The 16704-nt window shown below is 65.8% G+C and carries 15 protein-coding genes and 1 tRNA gene; 8 read left to right on the forward strand and 8 right to left on the reverse strand.

From position 1 onward, the window contains the following. Positions 1-25: 25 nt before the first annotated feature. The gene (locus M1E07_RS12075) at positions 26-1042 is read right to left on the reverse strand and encodes a hypothetical protein (protein ID WP_461186939.1); all 1017 of its coding nucleotides are present in this window, start codon (positions 1040-1042) and stop codon (positions 26-28) included. A gap of 168 nt (positions 1043-1210) precedes the next feature. Here M1E07_RS12075 and pepN point away from each other — a divergent pair, with 168 nt between their 5' ends. Together pepN and M1E07_RS12085 are read left to right on the forward strand one after the other, a co-directional pair. Continuing rightward, on the forward strand, positions 1211-3790 hold the full coding sequence (pepN, locus tag M1E07_RS12080) for an aminopeptidase N (protein WP_461186940.1): 2580 nt from the start codon (positions 1211-1213) through the stop codon (positions 3788-3790). Further along, a complete protein-coding gene (locus M1E07_RS12085; protein ID WP_461186941.1) occupies positions 3787-4260 on the forward strand; it encodes an OsmC family protein in 474 nt (157 codons plus the stop codon). Before pepN ends, M1E07_RS12085 begins: the two co-directional genes overlap by 4 nt. 6 nt (positions 4261-4266) lie before the next feature. Here the strand turns inward: M1E07_RS12085 and M1E07_RS12090 are convergent, their stop codons facing one another. After that, complete coding sequence (locus tag M1E07_RS12090; protein ID WP_461186942.1) at positions 4267-5295, reverse strand: Rossmann-fold NAD(P)-binding domain-containing protein; 1029 nt, start codon at positions 5293-5295, stop codon at positions 4267-4269. A gap of 120 nt (positions 5296-5415) precedes the next feature. Here M1E07_RS12090 and M1E07_RS12095 point away from each other — a divergent pair, with 120 nt between their 5' ends. Beyond that, positions 5416-6102, forward strand: a complete 687-nt coding sequence (locus M1E07_RS12095; RefSeq protein ID WP_461186943.1) for a mechanosensitive ion channel family protein — start codon at positions 5416-5418, stop codon at positions 6100-6102. Positions 6103-6104: 2 nt separating this feature from the next. Further along, a complete protein-coding gene (locus tag M1E07_RS12100) occupies positions 6105-6554 on the forward strand; it encodes a globin (protein ID WP_461186944.1) in 450 nt (149 codons plus the stop codon). Positions 6555-6620: 66 nt separating this feature from the next. Here M1E07_RS12100 and M1E07_RS12105 read toward each other — a convergent pair whose 3' ends face one another. Beyond that, positions 6621-7280, reverse strand: coding sequence for a hypothetical protein (locus M1E07_RS12105; protein WP_461186945.1), 660 nt, complete (start codon positions 7278-7280; stop codon positions 6621-6623). Between the two features lie 63 nt (positions 7281-7343). Between M1E07_RS12105 and M1E07_RS12110 the strand changes: the two genes are divergently transcribed. Beyond that, positions 7344-8324 carry an acyl-CoA thioesterase gene (locus M1E07_RS12110; protein ID WP_461186946.1) on the forward strand — a complete coding sequence of 327 codons (981 nt, stop codon included), beginning with the start codon at positions 7344-7346 and terminating at the stop codon, positions 8322-8324. Positions 8325-8426: 102 nt separating this feature from the next. Here the strand turns inward: M1E07_RS12110 and ettA are convergent, their stop codons facing one another. The 3 genes from ettA to M1E07_RS12125 form a co-directional block, all read right to left on the reverse strand. Next, entirely contained in the window at positions 8427-10109 is a 1683-nt protein-coding gene (ettA, locus tag M1E07_RS12115; RefSeq protein WP_461186947.1) for an energy-dependent translational throttle protein EttA, read from the reverse strand. 52 nt (positions 10110-10161) lie between these two features. Then, complete coding sequence (locus M1E07_RS12120; protein ID WP_461186948.1) at positions 10162-10749, reverse strand: DUF6993 domain-containing protein; 588 nt, start codon at positions 10747-10749, stop codon at positions 10162-10164. 120 nt (positions 10750-10869) lie between these two features. After that, positions 10870-11427 carry a single-stranded DNA-binding protein gene (locus tag M1E07_RS12125; RefSeq protein ID WP_461186949.1) on the reverse strand — a complete coding sequence of 186 codons (558 nt, stop codon included), beginning with the start codon at positions 11425-11427 and terminating at the stop codon, positions 10870-10872. A gap of 212 nt (positions 11428-11639) precedes the next feature. On the opposite strand from M1E07_RS12125, the gene M1E07_RS12130 reads away from it, so the two are divergent. Next, positions 11640-11712, forward strand: a tRNA-Arg gene (locus M1E07_RS12130). Between the two features lie 83 nt (positions 11713-11795). Here M1E07_RS12130 and M1E07_RS12135 read toward each other — a convergent pair. Then, positions 11796-12503 (reverse strand): CPBP family intramembrane glutamic endopeptidase, encoded by a 708-nt coding sequence (locus M1E07_RS12135; protein ID WP_461186950.1) that lies wholly within the window; start codon positions 12501-12503, stop codon positions 11796-11798. A gap of 189 nt (positions 12504-12692) precedes the next feature. Then, positions 12693-13919, reverse strand: a complete 1227-nt coding sequence (locus M1E07_RS12140) for an ROK family protein (protein WP_461186951.1) — start codon at positions 13917-13919, stop codon at positions 12693-12695. A 141-nt stretch (positions 13920-14060) separates the two neighbouring features. On the opposite strand from M1E07_RS12140, the gene xylA reads away from it, so the two are divergent. Together xylA and xylB are read left to right on the forward strand one after the other, a co-directional pair. After that, positions 14061-15248, forward strand: a complete 1188-nt coding sequence (gene xylA / locus M1E07_RS12145; RefSeq protein WP_461186952.1) for a xylose isomerase — start codon at positions 14061-14063, stop codon at positions 15246-15248. A 2-nt stretch (positions 15249-15250) separates the two neighbouring features. After that, positions 15251-16669 carry a xylulokinase gene (xylB, locus tag M1E07_RS12150; RefSeq protein ID WP_461186953.1) on the forward strand — a complete coding sequence of 473 codons (1419 nt, stop codon included), beginning with the start codon at positions 15251-15253 and terminating at the stop codon, positions 16667-16669. The last annotated feature ends 35 nt before the right edge of the window (positions 16670-16704 follow it).

The following is a 16704-nucleotide window of genomic DNA, read 5'->3' on the forward strand; positions in this document are numbered from 1 at the left end:
GGGGTCAACAACACGGACAAGAATACTAGGACTCGGGCTGGCCGGCCGCGGCCGGACCGCCGCCCCGGTGTGCCCTGTCCGCCACCCTGGTGAGGACTTCAGCGAGCCGCGCAGCGGAGTCCTGGCTCCCGCTGCTCACTGCCAGGCTCTGCCCGTCGGTTTTTTTCACCACGACGGCGGGGCCGCTGCTGACGAGCATCGCGGCAGTTCCGCTGTGGTGCCGGTAGCCCCACCCGCCGTAATCGGCAGCGCGGACGTCCGCTGCGCTGGCGGCCGAGATGGCGCCTGCCGGGACATCCATGACGGGGACGACGCCGGCCAGCAGGACTTTCAGGCCGCGCCGGTCTGCCTTGATCCTGGCACACAGGAATGCCGCGCCGATGATAGCCAGGACCACAAGGAGCACGCCAAGCCAGGGCACGGCGATGGCAATCAGGGCAGACGGAAACAGCGAGGCTATGCCGATCATGACGAACACGGAGCTGCGGGCATGGACCCAGAGCCGGATGCTGTCCCGTGCCAGATCAGGGTCCAGCTCCCTGGCAATGGCAAGCTGGAGGGCCCTGTCGTCGTTGGTCGACCATTGCTGGTCCGCCTTGTAGACAAAGCCCATAATCACGCCGAGGGACACGGCGGCTCCGCTTCCGAGCGCCAGCACGGTGAGGTCCACCCTGGACTCACGGGCGTCCGCCAGGCCGGTCTGCCCAACGAGGCCCGCAGCGAGCGCCGTGGCGACGAAGAGGCACAGGAACAGTCCTGCCCCCATCATGATCCGGCGCATCGGCACCGGCCTGCTGACCGGCAGGGCCTGGGAGAGGACCAGCCAGCCGGCGGCGACAATCATCAGGGCGCCCGCGGTGACGTAGGCGGCAAAGGGCGCGAAGGAGGCGCCGCCGTCGTCCGTCCACCGGATGGCGAGCGGCTCGGGAAGGTCAGGCCGAAGCAAAAAAGCGCACACCACGAAAGCGGTTGCGACCACCACCGGGAACCCCGCGATAAAACGCAGGGCCTTCGTGTCCACCGACTCCATGAACTTCCCCATGATTTAACGCTACTCCCGCCGCCGGCCATTGACCTGGTACCTGTCTCCCTACCCACTGTGAGCTGCGCTACTTGTTCCCGGGTGAAGGAATGCAAGAATGATCAGTGCCGCCGCTGGGCATCGCCAGCCGGCAGACGCAATTATTCTGGAGGCCCCACTTTGCCAGGTATGAATCTGACGCGCGCTGAAGCCCGCGAACGTGCCGAACTGATCACCGTCGAGTCCTACGAGGTCAGCCTGGACCTGACCCGCGGCGGGAAGGTCTTTGGCAGCACCACCGCAGTGAAGTTCAGCGCGAAGCCCGGGTCCTCCACCTTCATCGACGCTGTCACCGCCGCCGTTCACAGCGTCACGCTCAACGGCCGCAGCCTTGACCCGGACACTGTGGCGGACGGCGTCAGGATCCAGCTGCCGGAGCTCGCGGAGGACAATGAGCTCATCATCGTGGCTGATGCCCCCTATATGAACACCGGCGAAGGCCTGCACCGCTTCGTGGACCCGGTGGACAATGAGGTCTACCTCTATACCCAGTTTGAGGTCCCGGATTCACGCAGGATGTTCGCGGTGTTCGAGCAACCGGACCTGAAGGGGACCTTTACTTTTACCGTCACGGCACCCTCGCACTGGGATGTCATCTCCAACTCCCCCACGCCGGTGCCCGTGGAAACCACCCCCGGGGACGACGGCGGAGCCCGCGCCGTATGGTCCTTCTCTCCTACCCCGCGACTGTCCTCCTATGTCACCGCCCTGATCGCCGGCCCCTACCAGTCCGTGCGCAGCGAGGTGAAGAGTTCCGACGGCCGGGTCATTCCGCTGGGGGTCTTCGCCCGGAAGTCGCTGATGCAGTACCTGGACGCGGAAAACATTTTCGAGTTGACCCGCCAGGGTTTTGAATTCTTCGAGGCACAGTTCGGCTGCCCCTACCCGTTCGAAAAATACGACCAGCTCTTCGTGCCGGAATTCAACGCCGGCGCCATGGAGAACGCCGGGGCCGTGACCATCCTCGAAGGCTACGTTTTCCGCAGCAAGGTGACCGGCGCGCAGATCGAACGCCGGGCCATCACTGTCCTCCACGAGCTTGCGCACATGTGGTTCGGGGACCTGGTGACCATGCGCTGGTGGAACGACCTGTGGCTCAACGAGTCGTTTGCCGAGTACATGTCCCACCTCGCCGCCGTGGAGGCCACAGACTTCACCAGCGCCTGGACCACCTTCGCGTCGGTGGAAAAGTCCTGGGCATACCGCCAGGACCAGCTGCCTACCACCCATCCTATTTTCGCTGACATCAACGACCTTCAGGACGTCGAAGTGAACTTCGACGGCATCACCTACGCCAAGGGCGCCTCTGTCCTCCGCCAGCTCGTGGCGTGGGTCGGGCCGGAGCACTTTATGGCCGGGGTCCGCGAGTACTTCGCCAAGCATTCCTGGCAGAACACCGAGCTGGGCGATCTTATGGTGGAGCTGGAGAAGGCCAGCGGCCGCGACCTGGACGAATGGGGCCGGCAATGGCTGGAGACAGCCGGGGTTAATACCCTCACGCCGGAACTGGAAGTGGGCAGCGACGGCCGGCTGACCTCCTTCGCGATCCTGCAGTCCGCGGTGGAGGAGTGGCCCACCATCCGTCCGCACCGGCTGGCAGTGGGCTTCTACAACCTGGACGACGCCGGAAAGCTTGAGCGGGTGCACCGCGAGGAACTGGACGTGGACGGCGTCCGCACCGAGGTCCCGGCGCTGGCAGGGATGACGCAGCCGGACCTGATCCTGGTGAACGACGACGACCTCGCCTACGCCAAGGTCCGGTTGGACGAGAAGTCGCTTGCCACGGCCACCACGCATCTCAAGGACTTCAACCAGAGCCTGCCGCGGACCCTGGTGTGGAATTCCGCGTGGGACGCCGCCCGCGACGGCGAGACGCCTGCGCGGCGTTACGTGGAACTGATCCTTGCCAATGTTGCCGCCGAGTCCGATTCGTCGGTGATCCTGGTCCAGCTCCGGCAGCTGGCCACCACCCTGAGCTTCTACGTGGCTGAGGAGCACCGCGAGGCGACGACCGTGGCTGCTGCTGACAGGCTGTGGGAGCTGGCATCTGAGGTGCCGGGGGGCTCGGACGCCCAGCTGCAGTTCGTGAAATCCTTCGCACTGCTGGCCGGCGGTGGGAGTCAGCTGGACACGGTGGCCGGCCTCCTCGACGGTTCGCTGGTCCTGGATGGGCTGAGCATTGACCAGGACCTGCGCTGGGAGCTGGTGACCTCACTGGTGGTGGGCGGCCGGCTCGCGCAGGACGGCATCGATGCCGAGCTTGCACGGGACAACACCTCCAGCGGCCAGAATGCCGCCGCCCAGGCCAAAGCGGCCATCCCCACTCCCGAGGCCAAGGCCGCGGCCTGGGAATCCATTGTGGTGAACGGCGAGCTGTCCAACGCCCTTCAGGCGTCGGCGGTCAACGGCTTTATGCGCGTCCTGGACCGGTCCCTGCTGGAGCCGTACGCGGAGAAGTACTTCCAGGCGGTGCCGGCCATCGTGGAAACCCGGACGAACGCACTTGCCCAGCAGATCGTCGTCGGCCTCTACCCGGCGTTGCTGACCACCCAGGCGACCGTTGACCGCACTGACGGCTTCCTGGCAGCGCTCCCGCCGCAAAGCGCCGCCCTGCGGCGGATGATGCTGGAAAACCGCGACGGCGTCGCACGGGCCCTGCGCGCACGCGCCGCTGATGTCCTTCCCGGCGAAGCAGGGCCGGGGTTGTGAGTCTGAGTGAGCACCGCTATGCGCTGACGGTGCAGTGGACGGGCAACCTGGGTGGTGGGACGTCCTCGTACCGCGGCTATTCGCGCGACCACGACATCCTGATACCCGGGCTGCCGGTTCTCAAGGGCTCGGCCGATCCCACCTTCCATGGCGACCGGGAGCGCTATAACCCGGAGCAGCTGCTTCTGGCCGCCCTGGCGCAGTGCCATATGCTTTCCTTCCTGCATGTGGCGGTGAAGCACGGCGTAGTGGTCACGGACTACCGCGACGAGGCCACCGGGCTGATGAAGCTCAACCGCGACGGCAGCGGCCAGTTCGAACGTGTGACGCTGCGTCCGCAGGTAACGCTGGCGGACGAGATGCACCTGGCGCTGGCCGCGCAACTGCACCATGAGGCCAACCAGGTGTGCTTCATCGCCCGCAGCGTGAACTTCCCGGTGGAGCACGCTCCGGTGACGGTGGCCCGCTAGCGTAGCTCAGGCGGCGTCCTGCGGTGCAGCGGCGGGTCCGTCCGTGTTCCCGTCCCGCAGGATGCCGACCAGCCGCGCCTCCGTTTCCGGCGTCAACCCGGCCTTGCGGGGCCGGTCCAGTCCGCGGCGGCGTTCGTCATCCAGTGTGTCCGCCAGCGTTTCCTGCCACGGCCGGATCGGCAGGCCGGCATCCACCGCGGCCTTGTTGCTCCTGGCCATAAATCCCCCATGCGCGGGCGGGAGCCAGAGCGGCAGCGAATCGGGCCCCGCCCAGTAGCCGACGCCATGCGCCGCGAGCCAGTCCACGGCCGCCGGCACCACGTCGCCGCCATAAGCTGCCGCCTGCCGGGAAGCGCTGATGTACTCCCCGAACGGTACTTGGTCCCCCAAGGCATTCAGTGCTCCGGTGACCCTTTGCTCTGCTGCCAGCAGGATCCAGGCGGCAAGGTCCCGGACATCGATCACCTGCGTGGGGTGGGTGTCGATGGCCGGCACAATGGCCGGCCGGCTGTCCCTGGCGAAGCGGGCGGGCCAGTAGCCGTAGCGGTCCGAACCGTCGCCTGGTCCGCCGATCAGGCCGGCACGGCAGAGGTGCGCTTTTCCGTGGGTGGCACGGAGGGTTGCCTCCTCGATGGCGACTTTGGACTCGCCGTAGTTTTCCGGCGTCGAAGGAGTGCCAGGCGCAAGGGCCGGGAGCAGGCCGGCGTCCTCAGCGGCGCCGGGAACCGACGCTTCGGCATAAACGGAGCAACTGGAGACGAAAGTCCAGTGGGCGGTGCGGTGTGCGAGGGCGTCCAGTGCTTCGCTTGCGGGCAGCGGATCGCGGGCAACGTCGATGACCTCGTCCCACTCCCCCTCAACGCTGTCGTAGGCCGTGGCGCCCCGTGAGCGGTCGGATTTCAGCCAGACGGCTCCCTCTGGTGGTTCAGCGGCGGAACCCCGGGCAAGGCAGGTGACGTTATGCCCCCCGGCGACGGCCTGGCGGACGATTTCTGCGGAAAGGAAGGCGGTTCCGCCCAGGACGAGAATGCGCATGCGACCACGCTACGGCGCTAGGGTTAAAGGAGAACAGAGCCTTCCGCGCCGGGCGTAACCGGCGCTCCGGCACCCCCGTATCCCGGCGCCGCCGGGGAACCCCAGGAGTATTTCCCCCCTATGGTCAGCATGTTGTCGATCCTTCCTTCCGCCACCACCGAGCCGGACGGCATCAGCATCACGGGCATCGTGATCAGCCTCGGCGTGGGCGTTGCCATTTGGCTGGTGGCCACCTTTGTTATTTCCCGCATCACCGGCCGCGTCGCGGCAGGCAGCAACTTTTTCAAGCGGCCCACCTTCAAATGGGCGGCCCCGGCCCTGCGCGCCCTGGACCACGAGCGGAGGGTCCAGCGCGCGGAAACCATCGGTTCCCTGCTGAACAGCATCGTCGGCGTGCTGGTGGTGGTCATCACCAGCATGTACGTCCTGCAGAACCTGGACATCGACATCGCGCCCCTTCTCACCAGCGTGGGTATCTTCGGTGTTGCCATCGGTTTCGGCGCCCAGCAGCTGATCCGCGACTTCCTGGCCGGGATCTTTATTACCATTGAAGACCAATACGGAATCGGCGATGTGATCGAAACCAGCGAGGTAGTTGGTGTGGTGGAGTCCATGGGCCTGCGCATCACCCGCGTGCGGTCCGACGACGGCGCCATCTGGTATCTCCGCAACGGCGAGATCCTCCGCGTGGGCAACCGTTCGCAGGGTACCTACGTGCCCCTGCACGAGTCACCGGACGGGACCACGGACCAGGCCGGCGATCACGGCGCCGAAACCAAAAAGACTGACCAAAAGGCCGGAGACTAGCAATGACCATCCCCGTCGAACCGCAGCGGCCCCGCCAGCTGATGCAGAACGATCCGTTCAGCCAGCCCGGCTACACGGACAACTTCTATGACGCCGTGGGCGGCCACGAAACCTTCGTCAAGCTGATCGATGTCTTTTACGACGGCGTCGCGACCGATCCGCTGCTGCGGCCCATGTACCCGGAAGAGGACCTGGCACCGGCCAAGCGCCGGTTCCTGATGTTCCTTGAGCAGTACTGGGGCGGACCCACCACCTACGGGGAAGAGCGCGGCCACCCCCGGCTGCGCATGCGCCACATGCCCTTCACTGTGACGCCTGAGGCCAAGGACCGCTGGCTCTTCCACATGCGGACTGCTGTGGACGCGCTGAAACTTCCGCCCCTGTATGAGGGAACCCTTTGGGACTACATGGAGCGCGCAGCACTGTCGATGGTGAACAGCCCGGCCGGTTAGCCGATAGCTGGCTGACACAGGGGTGGTTTCCGCCAGGAGTGGTTGCCGCCGGGCAGCGGCCTGCCGTTAGAGAAGTCCGCTGCCCGTCCGCGCCAGGACGTGTCCCCGTGGACCTGTGAGACGGAACCAACGGCCTGCGCGGTACAAATTCTGGTCGCCGTCCGCGAGGAAACCAAGGGCCAGGGCTGCGAAAGCGGCACCTGCCGGAAGCCCGGAGTCATCAAGTTCCCTGCCCCACACTGCGGCCCGGGCGTTGTTGACGATCAGCGCTCCCGGCTTATCGGGAACGATGCCGGCCACTTCAGCGATGCCGGCCTCTGCAGCTTCCCGCAGGGCTGTATCGCTTCGCGAACCCAGCAGTTCCCACCCGCCCCTTGGGGCGCCGACGCCAGTCCAGGACTCGGTGACGGTGGACGGCGGTACCGGCAGCTCGACGTCGTCCTCCCCCGCCCGCGCGAGCCGGTCCAGCACCGCCGCCAGCGGAACGGTGACGTCCGTCCCTGACGGCTCAGCCAGCGCCATGGTGCGCAGTCCCAGGATGGTGGGGGTCGATTCACCGAGCACCCGGGGCCGCAGCACGCAGACGTACGCGGCAAGGACGGAGCCTGCGGCCTGAAGCCGGATGGCGCCGTCGTCAATCGTTTTGGCGCGCGTGGCGAAGGTTTTCAGGTCGGCGAGATCCTGCGGATCGGCGAAACGGAAGGACGAGGTGAGGAGATCAGACACACCAAGAACACTACCGGCTGCACCTTTGTTGAGCGGTGCCGGGGCGCCGTCTAGAGTCGAACCATGACTGAAGCCGACGCCGGACTCCTGGCGCTCCCCAGCGAAGACCCCACCTCCTCGCTCATCTCCCTGCTTGATCTCGGCGAGCTGGAGGGAGCCCGGACCGACGAGGACATCTTCCTGGGTCCGTCGCAGCAGCAGCCCCATCACCGGGTCTTTGGCGGCCAGGTGCTGGCCCAGTCATTGATTGCCTCCATCAGGACGGTGGACCCGGGCCGTTTTGTCCATTCCATGCACGGCTACTTCCTCCGCCCGGGGGACGCGAACAAGCCCATCACCTTTGGGGTTCAACGCCTCCGCGACGGCCGGTCCTTCTCCGCCCGCAGGGTCCACGCCTATCAGGAAGGCGTGCCCATCCTGTCGATGATCGCCTCCTTCCAGGGCGAGGACGAAGGCGTCGAGCACGAGTCCGTGATGCCCAGCGGCATTCCCGACCCCGAGTCCTTGCCCAGCACAGCGGACCTGCTGGGAAAGTTCGACCACCCCGTGGCACGGCACTGGGCCTATGAGCGGCCCTTTGACATCCGGCACGTTGATCCGCCGCTGTACGTATCAGCAAAGGGTGAACGGGAAGCACGCAATGCCGTGTGGATGAAGACCTTCGGCCCGATGCCGGACAACCCCAACCTGCACCGTGCTGCCCTGGCCTACGCCAGCGACTACACACTGCTTGAGTCGATCCTGCGCCGCCACGGGCTGAGCTGGATCACTCCCGGGATGAACGTTGCCAGCCTGGACCATGCCATGTGGTGGCACCGTCCCGCACGGGTGGACGAGTGGCTGCTGTACGTCCAGGAATCGCCCAGTGCCCAGGGTGCCCGCGGACTGGCAACAGGCAAAATCTTCAACCAGGCAGGGCAGCACGTGGCCTCCGTGGCACAGGAAGGCATGGTCCGTGTGCCCACCGATCTGAAAAACAAGGTGGTGGGTGCGTTCCAGTCAAAGGTGATGGAGCACCAGATCCGCAGAGCCGGCCGGGACTAGCTCCCTGGGCTGTATTCCTGGAGCCGTGTCCCGGGCGTGAACGCAAAACAGGCCGGCACCCTCGGGTGCCGGCCTGTTTGCGCCAGACGCGTCGACGACTTATCAGTCGCGGGTCAGGCGGCGGTGCGTGACGCGGTGCGGCTTGGCCGCATCCGGACCCAGCCGCTCCACCTTGTTCTCCTCGTACGATTCGAAGTTACCCTCGAACCAGTACCACTTGGACGGGTTTTCCTGGTCGCCTTCGTACGCGAGGATGTGAGTGGCCACCCGGTCCAGGAACCAGCGGTCGTGCGAGACCACCACGGCGCAGCCCGGGAACTCCAGCAGCGCGTTTTCCAGGCTGCTGAGGGTTTCGACGTCGAGGTCGTTGGTGGGCTCATCGAGGAGCAGCAGGTTGCCGCCCTGCTTGAGGGTCAAAGCCAGGTTCAGGCGGTTGCGCTCACCACCGGAGAGCACGCCGGCCTTCTTCTGCTGGTCCGGGCCCTTGAACCCGAAGGCCGCAACGTACGCGCGGGACGGCATTTCCACGTGGCCCACCTGGATAAAGTCCAGACCGTCCGAAACGACCTCCCACAGCGTTTTGTTGGGGTCGATGCCGCCGCGGCTCTGGTCCGCATAGGAGATCTTGACGGAGTCGCCGATCTTCAGGTCGCCGCCGTCGAGCGGCTCCAGCCCGACGATGGTCTTGAACAGCGTGGTCTTGCCGACGCCGTTGGGGCCGATGACGCCCACGATGCCGTTGCGGGGCAGGCTGAAGGACAGTCCATCGATCAGTGTGCGGTCCTCGAAGCCCTTTTGCAGGTTCTTGGCCTCGAGCACCAGGCCACCCAGGCGGGGCCCCGGCGGGATCTGGATTTCCTCGAAGTCGAGCTTGCGGGTCCGGTCAGCCTCTGCGGCCATTTCCTCATAACGGGCGAGGCGGGCTTTGGACTTGGTCTGGCGGCCCTTGGCGTTGGAGCGCACCCATTCCAGTTCCTCGCTGAGGCGCTTGGCCTGCTTGGCGTCCTTTTTGCCCTGGATTTCCAGGCGCGCCCGCTTCTTCTCCAGGTACGTGGAGTAGTTGCCCTCGTACGGGTACAGGTGGCCGCGGTCCACTTCGGCAATCCATTCGGCCACGTGGTCCAGGAAGTAGCGGTCGTGGGTAACGGCCAGGACGGCGCCGGCGTAGCTGGAGAGGTGCTGTTCGAGCCACAGCACGCTCTCGGCGTCCAGGTGGTTGGTGGGCTCATCCAGGAGCAGCAGGTCAGGCTTCTGCAGGAGCAGCTTGCACAGGGCCACGCGGCGGCGCTCACCGCCGGAGAGGTTGGTGACGTCGGCGTCCGCGGGCGGGCAGCGGAGCGCGTCCATTGCCTGCTCGAGCTGGGAGTCAAGGTCCCAAGCGTCTGCGGCGTCAATGGCCTCCTGCAGGTGCCCCATCTCCTCGAGGAGGGTGTCGTAGTCAGCATCGGGGCTGGCCATTTCCTCGGAGATTTCGTTGAAGCGCTGGATCTTGCCGTAGATCTCGCCCACGCCTTCCTGGACGTTGCCCAGGACGGTTTTTTCTTCGTTCAGGGGTGGTTCCTGGAGGAGGATGCCCACGGTGTAGCCGGGGCTAAGCCGGGCCTCACCATTGGAGGGGGTGTCCAGCCCGGCCATGATCTTGAGGATGGTGGACTTACCGGCACCGTTCGGGCCCACAACACCGATCTTGGCGCCAGGAAAGAAGGACATGCTTACGTCGTCAAGAATGAGTTTTTCGCCAACGGCTTTGCGGGCCTTGGTCATTGTGTAGATAAATTCCGCCATGGTTCCAAATCTAGTGGGTTGGCGGGCATATCTCACATTCGGTGCATCAGGGTCAGGAGCCTACAAAGCACTTGCCGCTTGCCAGCACCGGAAGGACCGTCACTGTGACGGCGCCATCACGGACCTGGCCGATCACACAGTCGCGGCCCTGGAGCACGGAAGCTTCGATGGCGTCGGCTTCCAGGCCCGTAGGGGTCCGGCTCTGCGAAACCTGCAGTGCTGCCGGTGCGATGCCCGCTCCCGTCAGGGCTTCTGTAACCTGGGCGGTAGCCGGTTTCGGCGATCCCGCCGCCAGCCGCCCAAGGGCGTCCGTAACGGTTTTCCTTACCGTTTCGGTGGCGGCATCCGCGCCGGCCGTTGATGCCTGTCCGGAAGTTTCCGCCAGCGGTTCGGCAGCCGATGTTTCCGTTGTTGCCGCACCGGCACCAGAGCCGGCGGTGGTTGGCGTATCGGTTGCCGGTTCCGCTGCCCCGGGCTGGACAACCGACGGTACCCCGCCCACGCATCCCGCCAGCGCGGCCGCCAGGGCGGCTCCGGCCACTGCTGCCACCAGGCGGCGTGCGGCCCGGCCGGAAGCTGGGGAAGCGGCCGATGATGCGCCGGCCACGAGGTTCTGCCGGTGGTCAGGGGTGGTCCGCATGGTGTCATTCTGCCATGTGGTCCGGCAGCGGCTTCACAACCTGGGCGGGCAGGGCGCGGCCGGGGGGTGCCGCGGTCCTGCCCGCCCAGGAAACCAAGGGGACGTTGATATAGGAGATTCCTAGACTCGGGATTCGGCGAGTTCCCCCGTTTCCAGGTTTAGGGCGAGCAGGTCCCCGTTGCTGTCCTCAACGAGAGCTGCGGCGGGGTCGCCGCTGTCCGCCAGGTCTTCTTCGTTGTCCTCAGGCTCGTCCAAGGGTTCATCGGTACGGGGATCTGCATCGAAGCCCGGTTCCTGCTCCACGAGCGAGAGGAGTGGTTTGGTGGAGGACCGGATGAAGTTGGCCGTGCCCCATGTGAGGTCATGACCCACAGCGTCAGCATCAATGATGTGTGAGTAGTAGACCCTGCCGTCCTTTTCCCAACTGCGGATCTTCAGCTTGCCAACAACGATGACGGGCTGGCCTTTCCGGATGCTGCAGCCCATGCTTCCCGCCAGGTGTCTGTAGCCCTGTACCAGGAACCAGTTCGTGTGGCCGTCCGTCCACGTGCCGGTTCCCTTGTCGTAGCGGCGGGAATTGGATCCGATGCGGAAGGAGGCTGTGGCCACTCCCCCTGTTGTGGTGGAGCTCTTGATCTCGGTGGCAACGAAGCCCCGGATCGTTATGGTGTCGCTCATCTTTTACGTCCTGTCTTCTAGTGATGCCTTAGCAGGCAAGACCAGCATCGCGCCCGCACCGAACTCCGGGGAGGCAGCGCTTTCGCTATGTGCACAACCCGAACCTTGATGTGCCTGTGGAGGAAAAGTCCGCCACTGCACAACTGTGAAGGCGCCTGCACTTCAGGCAATGTAAACTTTTTGAGGCGCCGGAATTCAGCTCCGAAACCACTGCCTCAGTAGCTCAGGGGATAGAGCAGCGGCCTTCTAATCCGCCGGTCGGGGGTTCGATTCCCTCCTGGGGCACTTGGAGAAGCAGCTTTGGCTTGCGGATTTCCGCAGGCTAAAGCCGCTCGCCGGGGGTTTTCAGCACGCCGTCCCGGCGTCGTTCACAGGGGACGCTTCCTGAGGGAGAACCCACCGACGGCAGTGGCCGGGCGGCGCGACTTGCGCCAAGCCTGGCGGTCAAGCGCCATAGTCCCCAGCACGGTTAGGACGACGACCACGAAGTAGACCAGTTCCACCCGCACGGCATCGGTACCGGTGAAGCCAAAGGAACCCATGGTGAAAGTGCCCTGGCTGTTGTGGAACAGGAGTGTCAGCAGGACGCTGCCGCCCGTGTGGTTGAAAAGCCATACGTAGAGGAAGGTGATGGCGAACGTCGTCGGGAGTCCGATCAGGCTAAGCCCGGCAAAGAGGACCAGTGGCAGGTGCCACAGGGCCACGAGGACACCAAGGATTGCCGCGGACGCCAGCGGAGTGCGGGACGCCTGAAGCAGCGGAAGTGCGTAGCCGCGGAAGCCGGGCTCCTCCCCCAGCGCTCCGTCCAGGGGATTGACCAGCCGGACGGCGAAGACGGTCAGCATTCCACTCCACGTCACCTGGGTGAGGCCGGGTGCCGGGGACCCGAGGGCCATGGTGATGAACCCCGAGGCGAGGACAAGGAGGACGGGGAGGAACAGCGCGACGGCGTACCAGACCCACCCTGCGCGCCACCGGATGAGCCGCCGTCCCCAGGCGCGGAAGCCTTTCCGGCCCTCGGCCAGGGCGATGACGATAAGTGCTGCAGCAAGCGGGCCTATGGGCAGAAATTCCATGCGGGGAATCAGCCCTGCTGCGTACGCGGGCCACGATGCCCAGGAAATCGCGTAAGTCAGGATGAAGAAGGCCAGAAGCCTATGATGTTTTAGCCAGCCGGTGGAACGCATGATGGCTCCAAACAGTCACTGTACGAAGCTCCAATTGTCCACCCCTGCCCACGGGCAGGCCAGTGCTGCTGCAGGAGGCTAAGACTGCAGCCGGTGGGGTGCTTCCACGAGGGATCGGACAACACTGCCGGCGGCCCCCAGCAGGGCGCCGTTCTCCCCGGCGGCAGCCGTGGTGATGTGCCCGGGCAAAAATTTTCCCGGCGCGTACCTGCTGAGGCTGTCGAGCAGCGGCGGGCGCAGCCAAGACTCGAGGACGGCGAAGTGCCCGCCGAGCACCACCGCCCTGATATCCACCACCCGGGACGCGGACGCAACCGCCACGCCCAGGGACCGGCCGGCCCTTTGGACGGCCAGCAGTGCGGCAGGTTCCTCGGCGGTGAGCGCACGCGTCAGGGCGGACATGCTTTCCGACCTCGCGTGCCCTTTGCCCGATAGTCCCGCCGCAGAAAAGATCGCGTCCTGCCCGGCTATGGTCTCCAGGCAGCCCGTTCCTCCACAGGAGCAGGGGTTGCCCTCGGGGTCGACCACTATGTGGCCCACCTCCCCAGCGTGGCCTTCCGGGCCGGTAAAGAGCTCCGACCTGATGACCAGTCCGCCACCGACACCCACCTCGCCGGAGATGAAGAGGAAGTCCTTCCTGCCGCTGGATCCGCGGGCCAGTTCTGCGAGGGCAGCAGCATTGGCTTCGTTGAAGAGTGTGACGCCCAACGGCGGGCCCGGGAGCAGACCGCCGACGTCAAGCTGCACGTCCCGCCACCCCAGGTTGGGGGCAGTGATGACAGTTGAACTGCCGCCATTGACGAGTCCGGGAACAGCGAGTCCTCCGCCCAGAATCTCAACGCCCCTCAGCGCGGCCGCGTCCCGCACCTCGGCGGCCAACACGGCCAGGGCGGTCATCACCGGCCCACTCGCACTGTCCCGGTTGTCCCGTTCACGGATTTCCTGCACCACTACGGCACCGGAAAGATCTGTCACCCCCGCAGCAATGTAGTCAACGTTGATTTCCATGCCCATAACACCCCGTGCAGGGTTCAATTCCAGTCCGACGCCCGGGCGGCCGCGCTCCCCCTGCGGGTTCAGGCCAATCTCATGCAGAATACCGGCTTCGAGGAGGTCAAGGACGATGCTGGACACCGACGCCTTTGTCAGCCCGGTGGCGGCGGCGATCTGCGCACGCGTCAGATGGAATCCGGCCGGGGACTGTGACACCGTGCCCAGGACGAGGGCAAGATTGCCCCGGCGCACGTCGCCCATGCTTCCCGGTGTACCGGCGTCCGACGCAGGCGCTGTTGCCGTGTTCGCCATGACGTGCCTCCTCGTGCTGTCAGCGGGACCGTTGGCTTGCGTTCCCTTTGCTATTGACCCTAGCGTAATCACCGCTATATAGTTCAAACGATAAACTAACTCGCCGGACTGACGGCGATACCACTATTGCAAGGACGCATCATGACTCTTTCCCCCACCCCCGCCGACAAGTTCACTTTTGGCCTTTGGACTGTTGGTTGGACCGGCGCTGACCCGTTCGGTGTTGCTACCCGTGCTGCCCTGGATCCGGTGGAGGCTGTGCACCGGCTCGCCGAACTGGGCGCGCACGGCATCACGTTCCATGACAATGACCTGGTCCCGTTTGAGGCAACGGCCTCGGAGCGGGAGCTGATCCTGAAGAACTTCAAGGCAGCCCTGGCCGAGACCGGGCTGAAGGTCCCGATGGTGACCACCAACCTCTTCAGCCACCCGGTGTTCAAGGACGGCGGTTTCACTTCCAACGACCGCTCCATCCGCCGCTTCGCCCTGTCCAAGGTCCTGCGCAGCATCGATTCCGCCGCCGAGTTCGGCGCCGAAACCTTCGTGATGTGGGGCGGGCGTGAGGGCAGCGAATACGACGGTTCCAAGGACCTCGCCGCGGCCCTGGACCGGATGCGCGAAGGCGTGGACACCGCCGCGGCGTACATCAAGGACAAGGGCTACAACCTGCGCATCGCGCTCGAGCCCAAGCCCAACGAACCCCGCGGCGACATTTTCCTGCCCACCGTCGGCCACGCCCTGGCCTTCATCGCCCAGCTCGAGCACGGCGACATCGTGGGACTGAACCCCGAGACCGGCCACGAGCAGATGGCCGGGCTGAACTTCACCCACGGCATCGCCCAGGCGCTGTGGGCCGGGAAGCTGTTCCACATCGACCTCAACGGCCAGCGCGGCATCAAGTACGACCAGGACCTCGTCTTTGGCCACGGCGACCTCACCAGCGCGTTCTTCACCGTTGACCTGCTCGAAAACGGCTTCCCCAACGGCGGCCCCCGCTACGAAGGCCCGCGCCACTTCGACTACAAGCCCTCCCGCACCGACGGGTACGACGGCGTCTGGGAATCAGCCAAAGCCAACATGGCCATGTACCTGCTCCTGAAAGAACGCGCCCTCGCCTTCCGCGCCGACCCCCAGGTCCAGGAAGCCCTCGCCACCTCCGGCGTCTTCGAACTCGGCGAAACCACCCTCGCCGCGGGCGAAACCGCCACCGACCTGCTCAACGACACCACCGCGTTCGAGGACTTCGACGCCGACAAGGCAGCCGAACGCTCCTTCGCCTTCATCCGGCTCAACCAGCTCGCCATCGAACACCTCCTCAACGCACGCTGACCATGGCACTCGTAGCAGGCATCGACAGCTCCACGCAGTCCTGCAAAGTGGTGATCCGTGATGCGGACACCGGAGCACTTGTCCGCGAAGGAAGGGCCAAACACCCGGAGGGCACCGAAATCCACCCGGACCACTGGTGGACAGCCCTGCAGGAAGCAATCGAGCACGCCGGCGGACTGGATGACGTGGCTGCGGTTTCGGTGGGCGGCCAGCAGCACGGTATGGTCTGCCTGGACAGCGACGGCCGGGTGATCCGGCCGGCGCTCCTCTGGAATGACACGCGCAGTGCGGGCGCGGCCCTTGAACTGATCAGGACAGCTGGCGACGGCGACCCTGCTGCCGGCGCCAGCTATTGGGCCGGTGCCACCGGAACTGTCCCGGTAGCGTCGCTGACGCTCACGAAGCTGCACTGGCTGGCCGTCAATGAGCCGGAGAACGCGGCAAAGGTTGCAGCGGTCTGCCTGCCGCACGACTGGCTGACCTGGCGGCTTCTGGGCTATGGCGAGGGCAGCGGCCCTGGAAGCCTGGACGCCTTGACCACGGACCGGTCCGACGCATCCGGTACGGGCTACTATTCGACGGCAGCAGGCCGGTACCTGCCGGAGGTCCTGGAGTCATCACTGGGGCACGTTCCGCTGCTGCCCGGAGTGCTGGGCCCGCTGGACGTGGCAGGCAAGACCCCCGCCGGTGCCCTCGTGGCCGCCGGCGCCGGGGACAACGCCGCAGCGGCGCTGGGCGTTGGAGCCGGCGTAGGCGATGTGGTGATGTCGCTGGGCACCTCCGGAACCGTCTTTGCCGTGTCCGATATGGCGGCCGCCGATCCGTCCGGGCTGGTGGCAGGGTTCGCGGACGCGGCCGGAAACTACCTGCCGCTGGTATGCACGCTGAACGCCACCCGGGTTTTTGATGCCACCGCAGCCTTGCTGGACGTCAGCCTGGCGGAGTTCAACGAGCTGGCAATGTCCGCCGAAAGCGGTGCCGGGGGCTTGACCCTCGTACCGTACTTCGACGGCGAGCGCACGCCAAACCTGCCCGACGCGACAGGTTCACTGCACGGGATCACCCGTCACAACTACACGCCGGCGAATTTGGCGCGCGCCGCCGTCGAAGGTGTGGTGTGTTCGCTGGCGGACGGCCTGGCTGCCCTTCAGCAACAGGGCGTTGAGGCCAAGCGGATCATCCTGGTGGGCGGCGGGGCACAGTCCACGGCCGTGCAGGAGGCGGCAGCGCAGCTGCTGGGTGTCGAGGTCACCGTGCCCCGCCCCGGGGAATACGTGGCCGACGGCGCCGCACGCCAGGCCACCGCGGCACTCACTGGGCAGTTTCCGCAATGGGCGCTCGACGCCGTCGACCTCCCCGCAGGGCAGGACGAGGGAGCGGTGCTCACCCGCTACCGCAGGTGCGCGTCGCTGTACGCCTAGGTATCCACCAAGTGAAGGACCCGGACCGCAGAGAT

It is taken from the genome of Arthrobacter sp. Z4-13 (assembly GCF_054792705.1).

Excerpts from the sequence above, each read along its gene's own strand:
- M1E07_RS12120 (WP_461186948.1), bottom strand. The coding sequence starts at position 10,749 with ATGCGGACCACCCCTGACCACCGGCAGAACCTCGTGGCCGGCGCATCA.
- M1E07_RS12110 (WP_461186946.1), top strand. The coding sequence starts at position 7,344 with ATGACTGAAGCCGACGCCGGACTCCTGGCGCTCCCCAGCGAAGACCCC.
- pepN (WP_461186940.1), top strand. The coding sequence starts at position 1,211 with ATGAATCTGACGCGCGCTGAAGCCCGCGAACGTGCCGAACTGATCACC.
- xylB (WP_461186953.1), top strand. The coding sequence starts at position 15,251 with ATGGCACTCGTAGCAGGCATCGACAGCTCCACGCAGTCCTGCAAAGTG.
- M1E07_RS12135 (WP_461186950.1), bottom strand. The coding sequence starts at position 12,503 with ATGGAATTTCTGCCCATAGGCCCGCTTGCTGCAGCACTTATCGTCATC.
- M1E07_RS12075 (WP_461186939.1), bottom strand. The coding sequence starts at position 1,042 with ATGGGGAAGTTCATGGAGTCGGTGGACACGAAGGCCCTGCGTTTTATC.
- ettA (WP_461186947.1), bottom strand. The coding sequence starts at position 10,109 with ATGGCGGAATTTATCTACACAATGACCAAGGCCCGCAAAGCCGTTGGC.
- M1E07_RS12095 (WP_461186943.1), top strand. The coding sequence starts at position 5,416 with ATGGTCAGCATGTTGTCGATCCTTCCTTCCGCCACCACCGAGCCGGAC.
- xylA (WP_461186952.1), top strand. The coding sequence starts at position 14,061 with ATGACTCTTTCCCCCACCCCCGCCGACAAGTTCACTTTTGGCCTTTGG.
- M1E07_RS12140 (WP_461186951.1), bottom strand. The coding sequence starts at position 13,919 with ATGGCGAACACGGCAACAGCGCCTGCGTCGGACGCCGGTACACCGGGA.
- M1E07_RS12090 (WP_461186942.1), bottom strand. The coding sequence starts at position 5,295 with ATGCGCATTCTCGTCCTGGGCGGAACCGCCTTCCTTTCCGCAGAAATC.
- M1E07_RS12100 (WP_461186944.1), top strand. The coding sequence starts at position 6,105 with ATGACCATCCCCGTCGAACCGCAGCGGCCCCGCCAGCTGATGCAGAAC.
- M1E07_RS12125 (WP_461186949.1), bottom strand. The coding sequence starts at position 11,427 with ATGAGCGACACCATAACGATCCGGGGCTTCGTTGCCACCGAGATCAAG.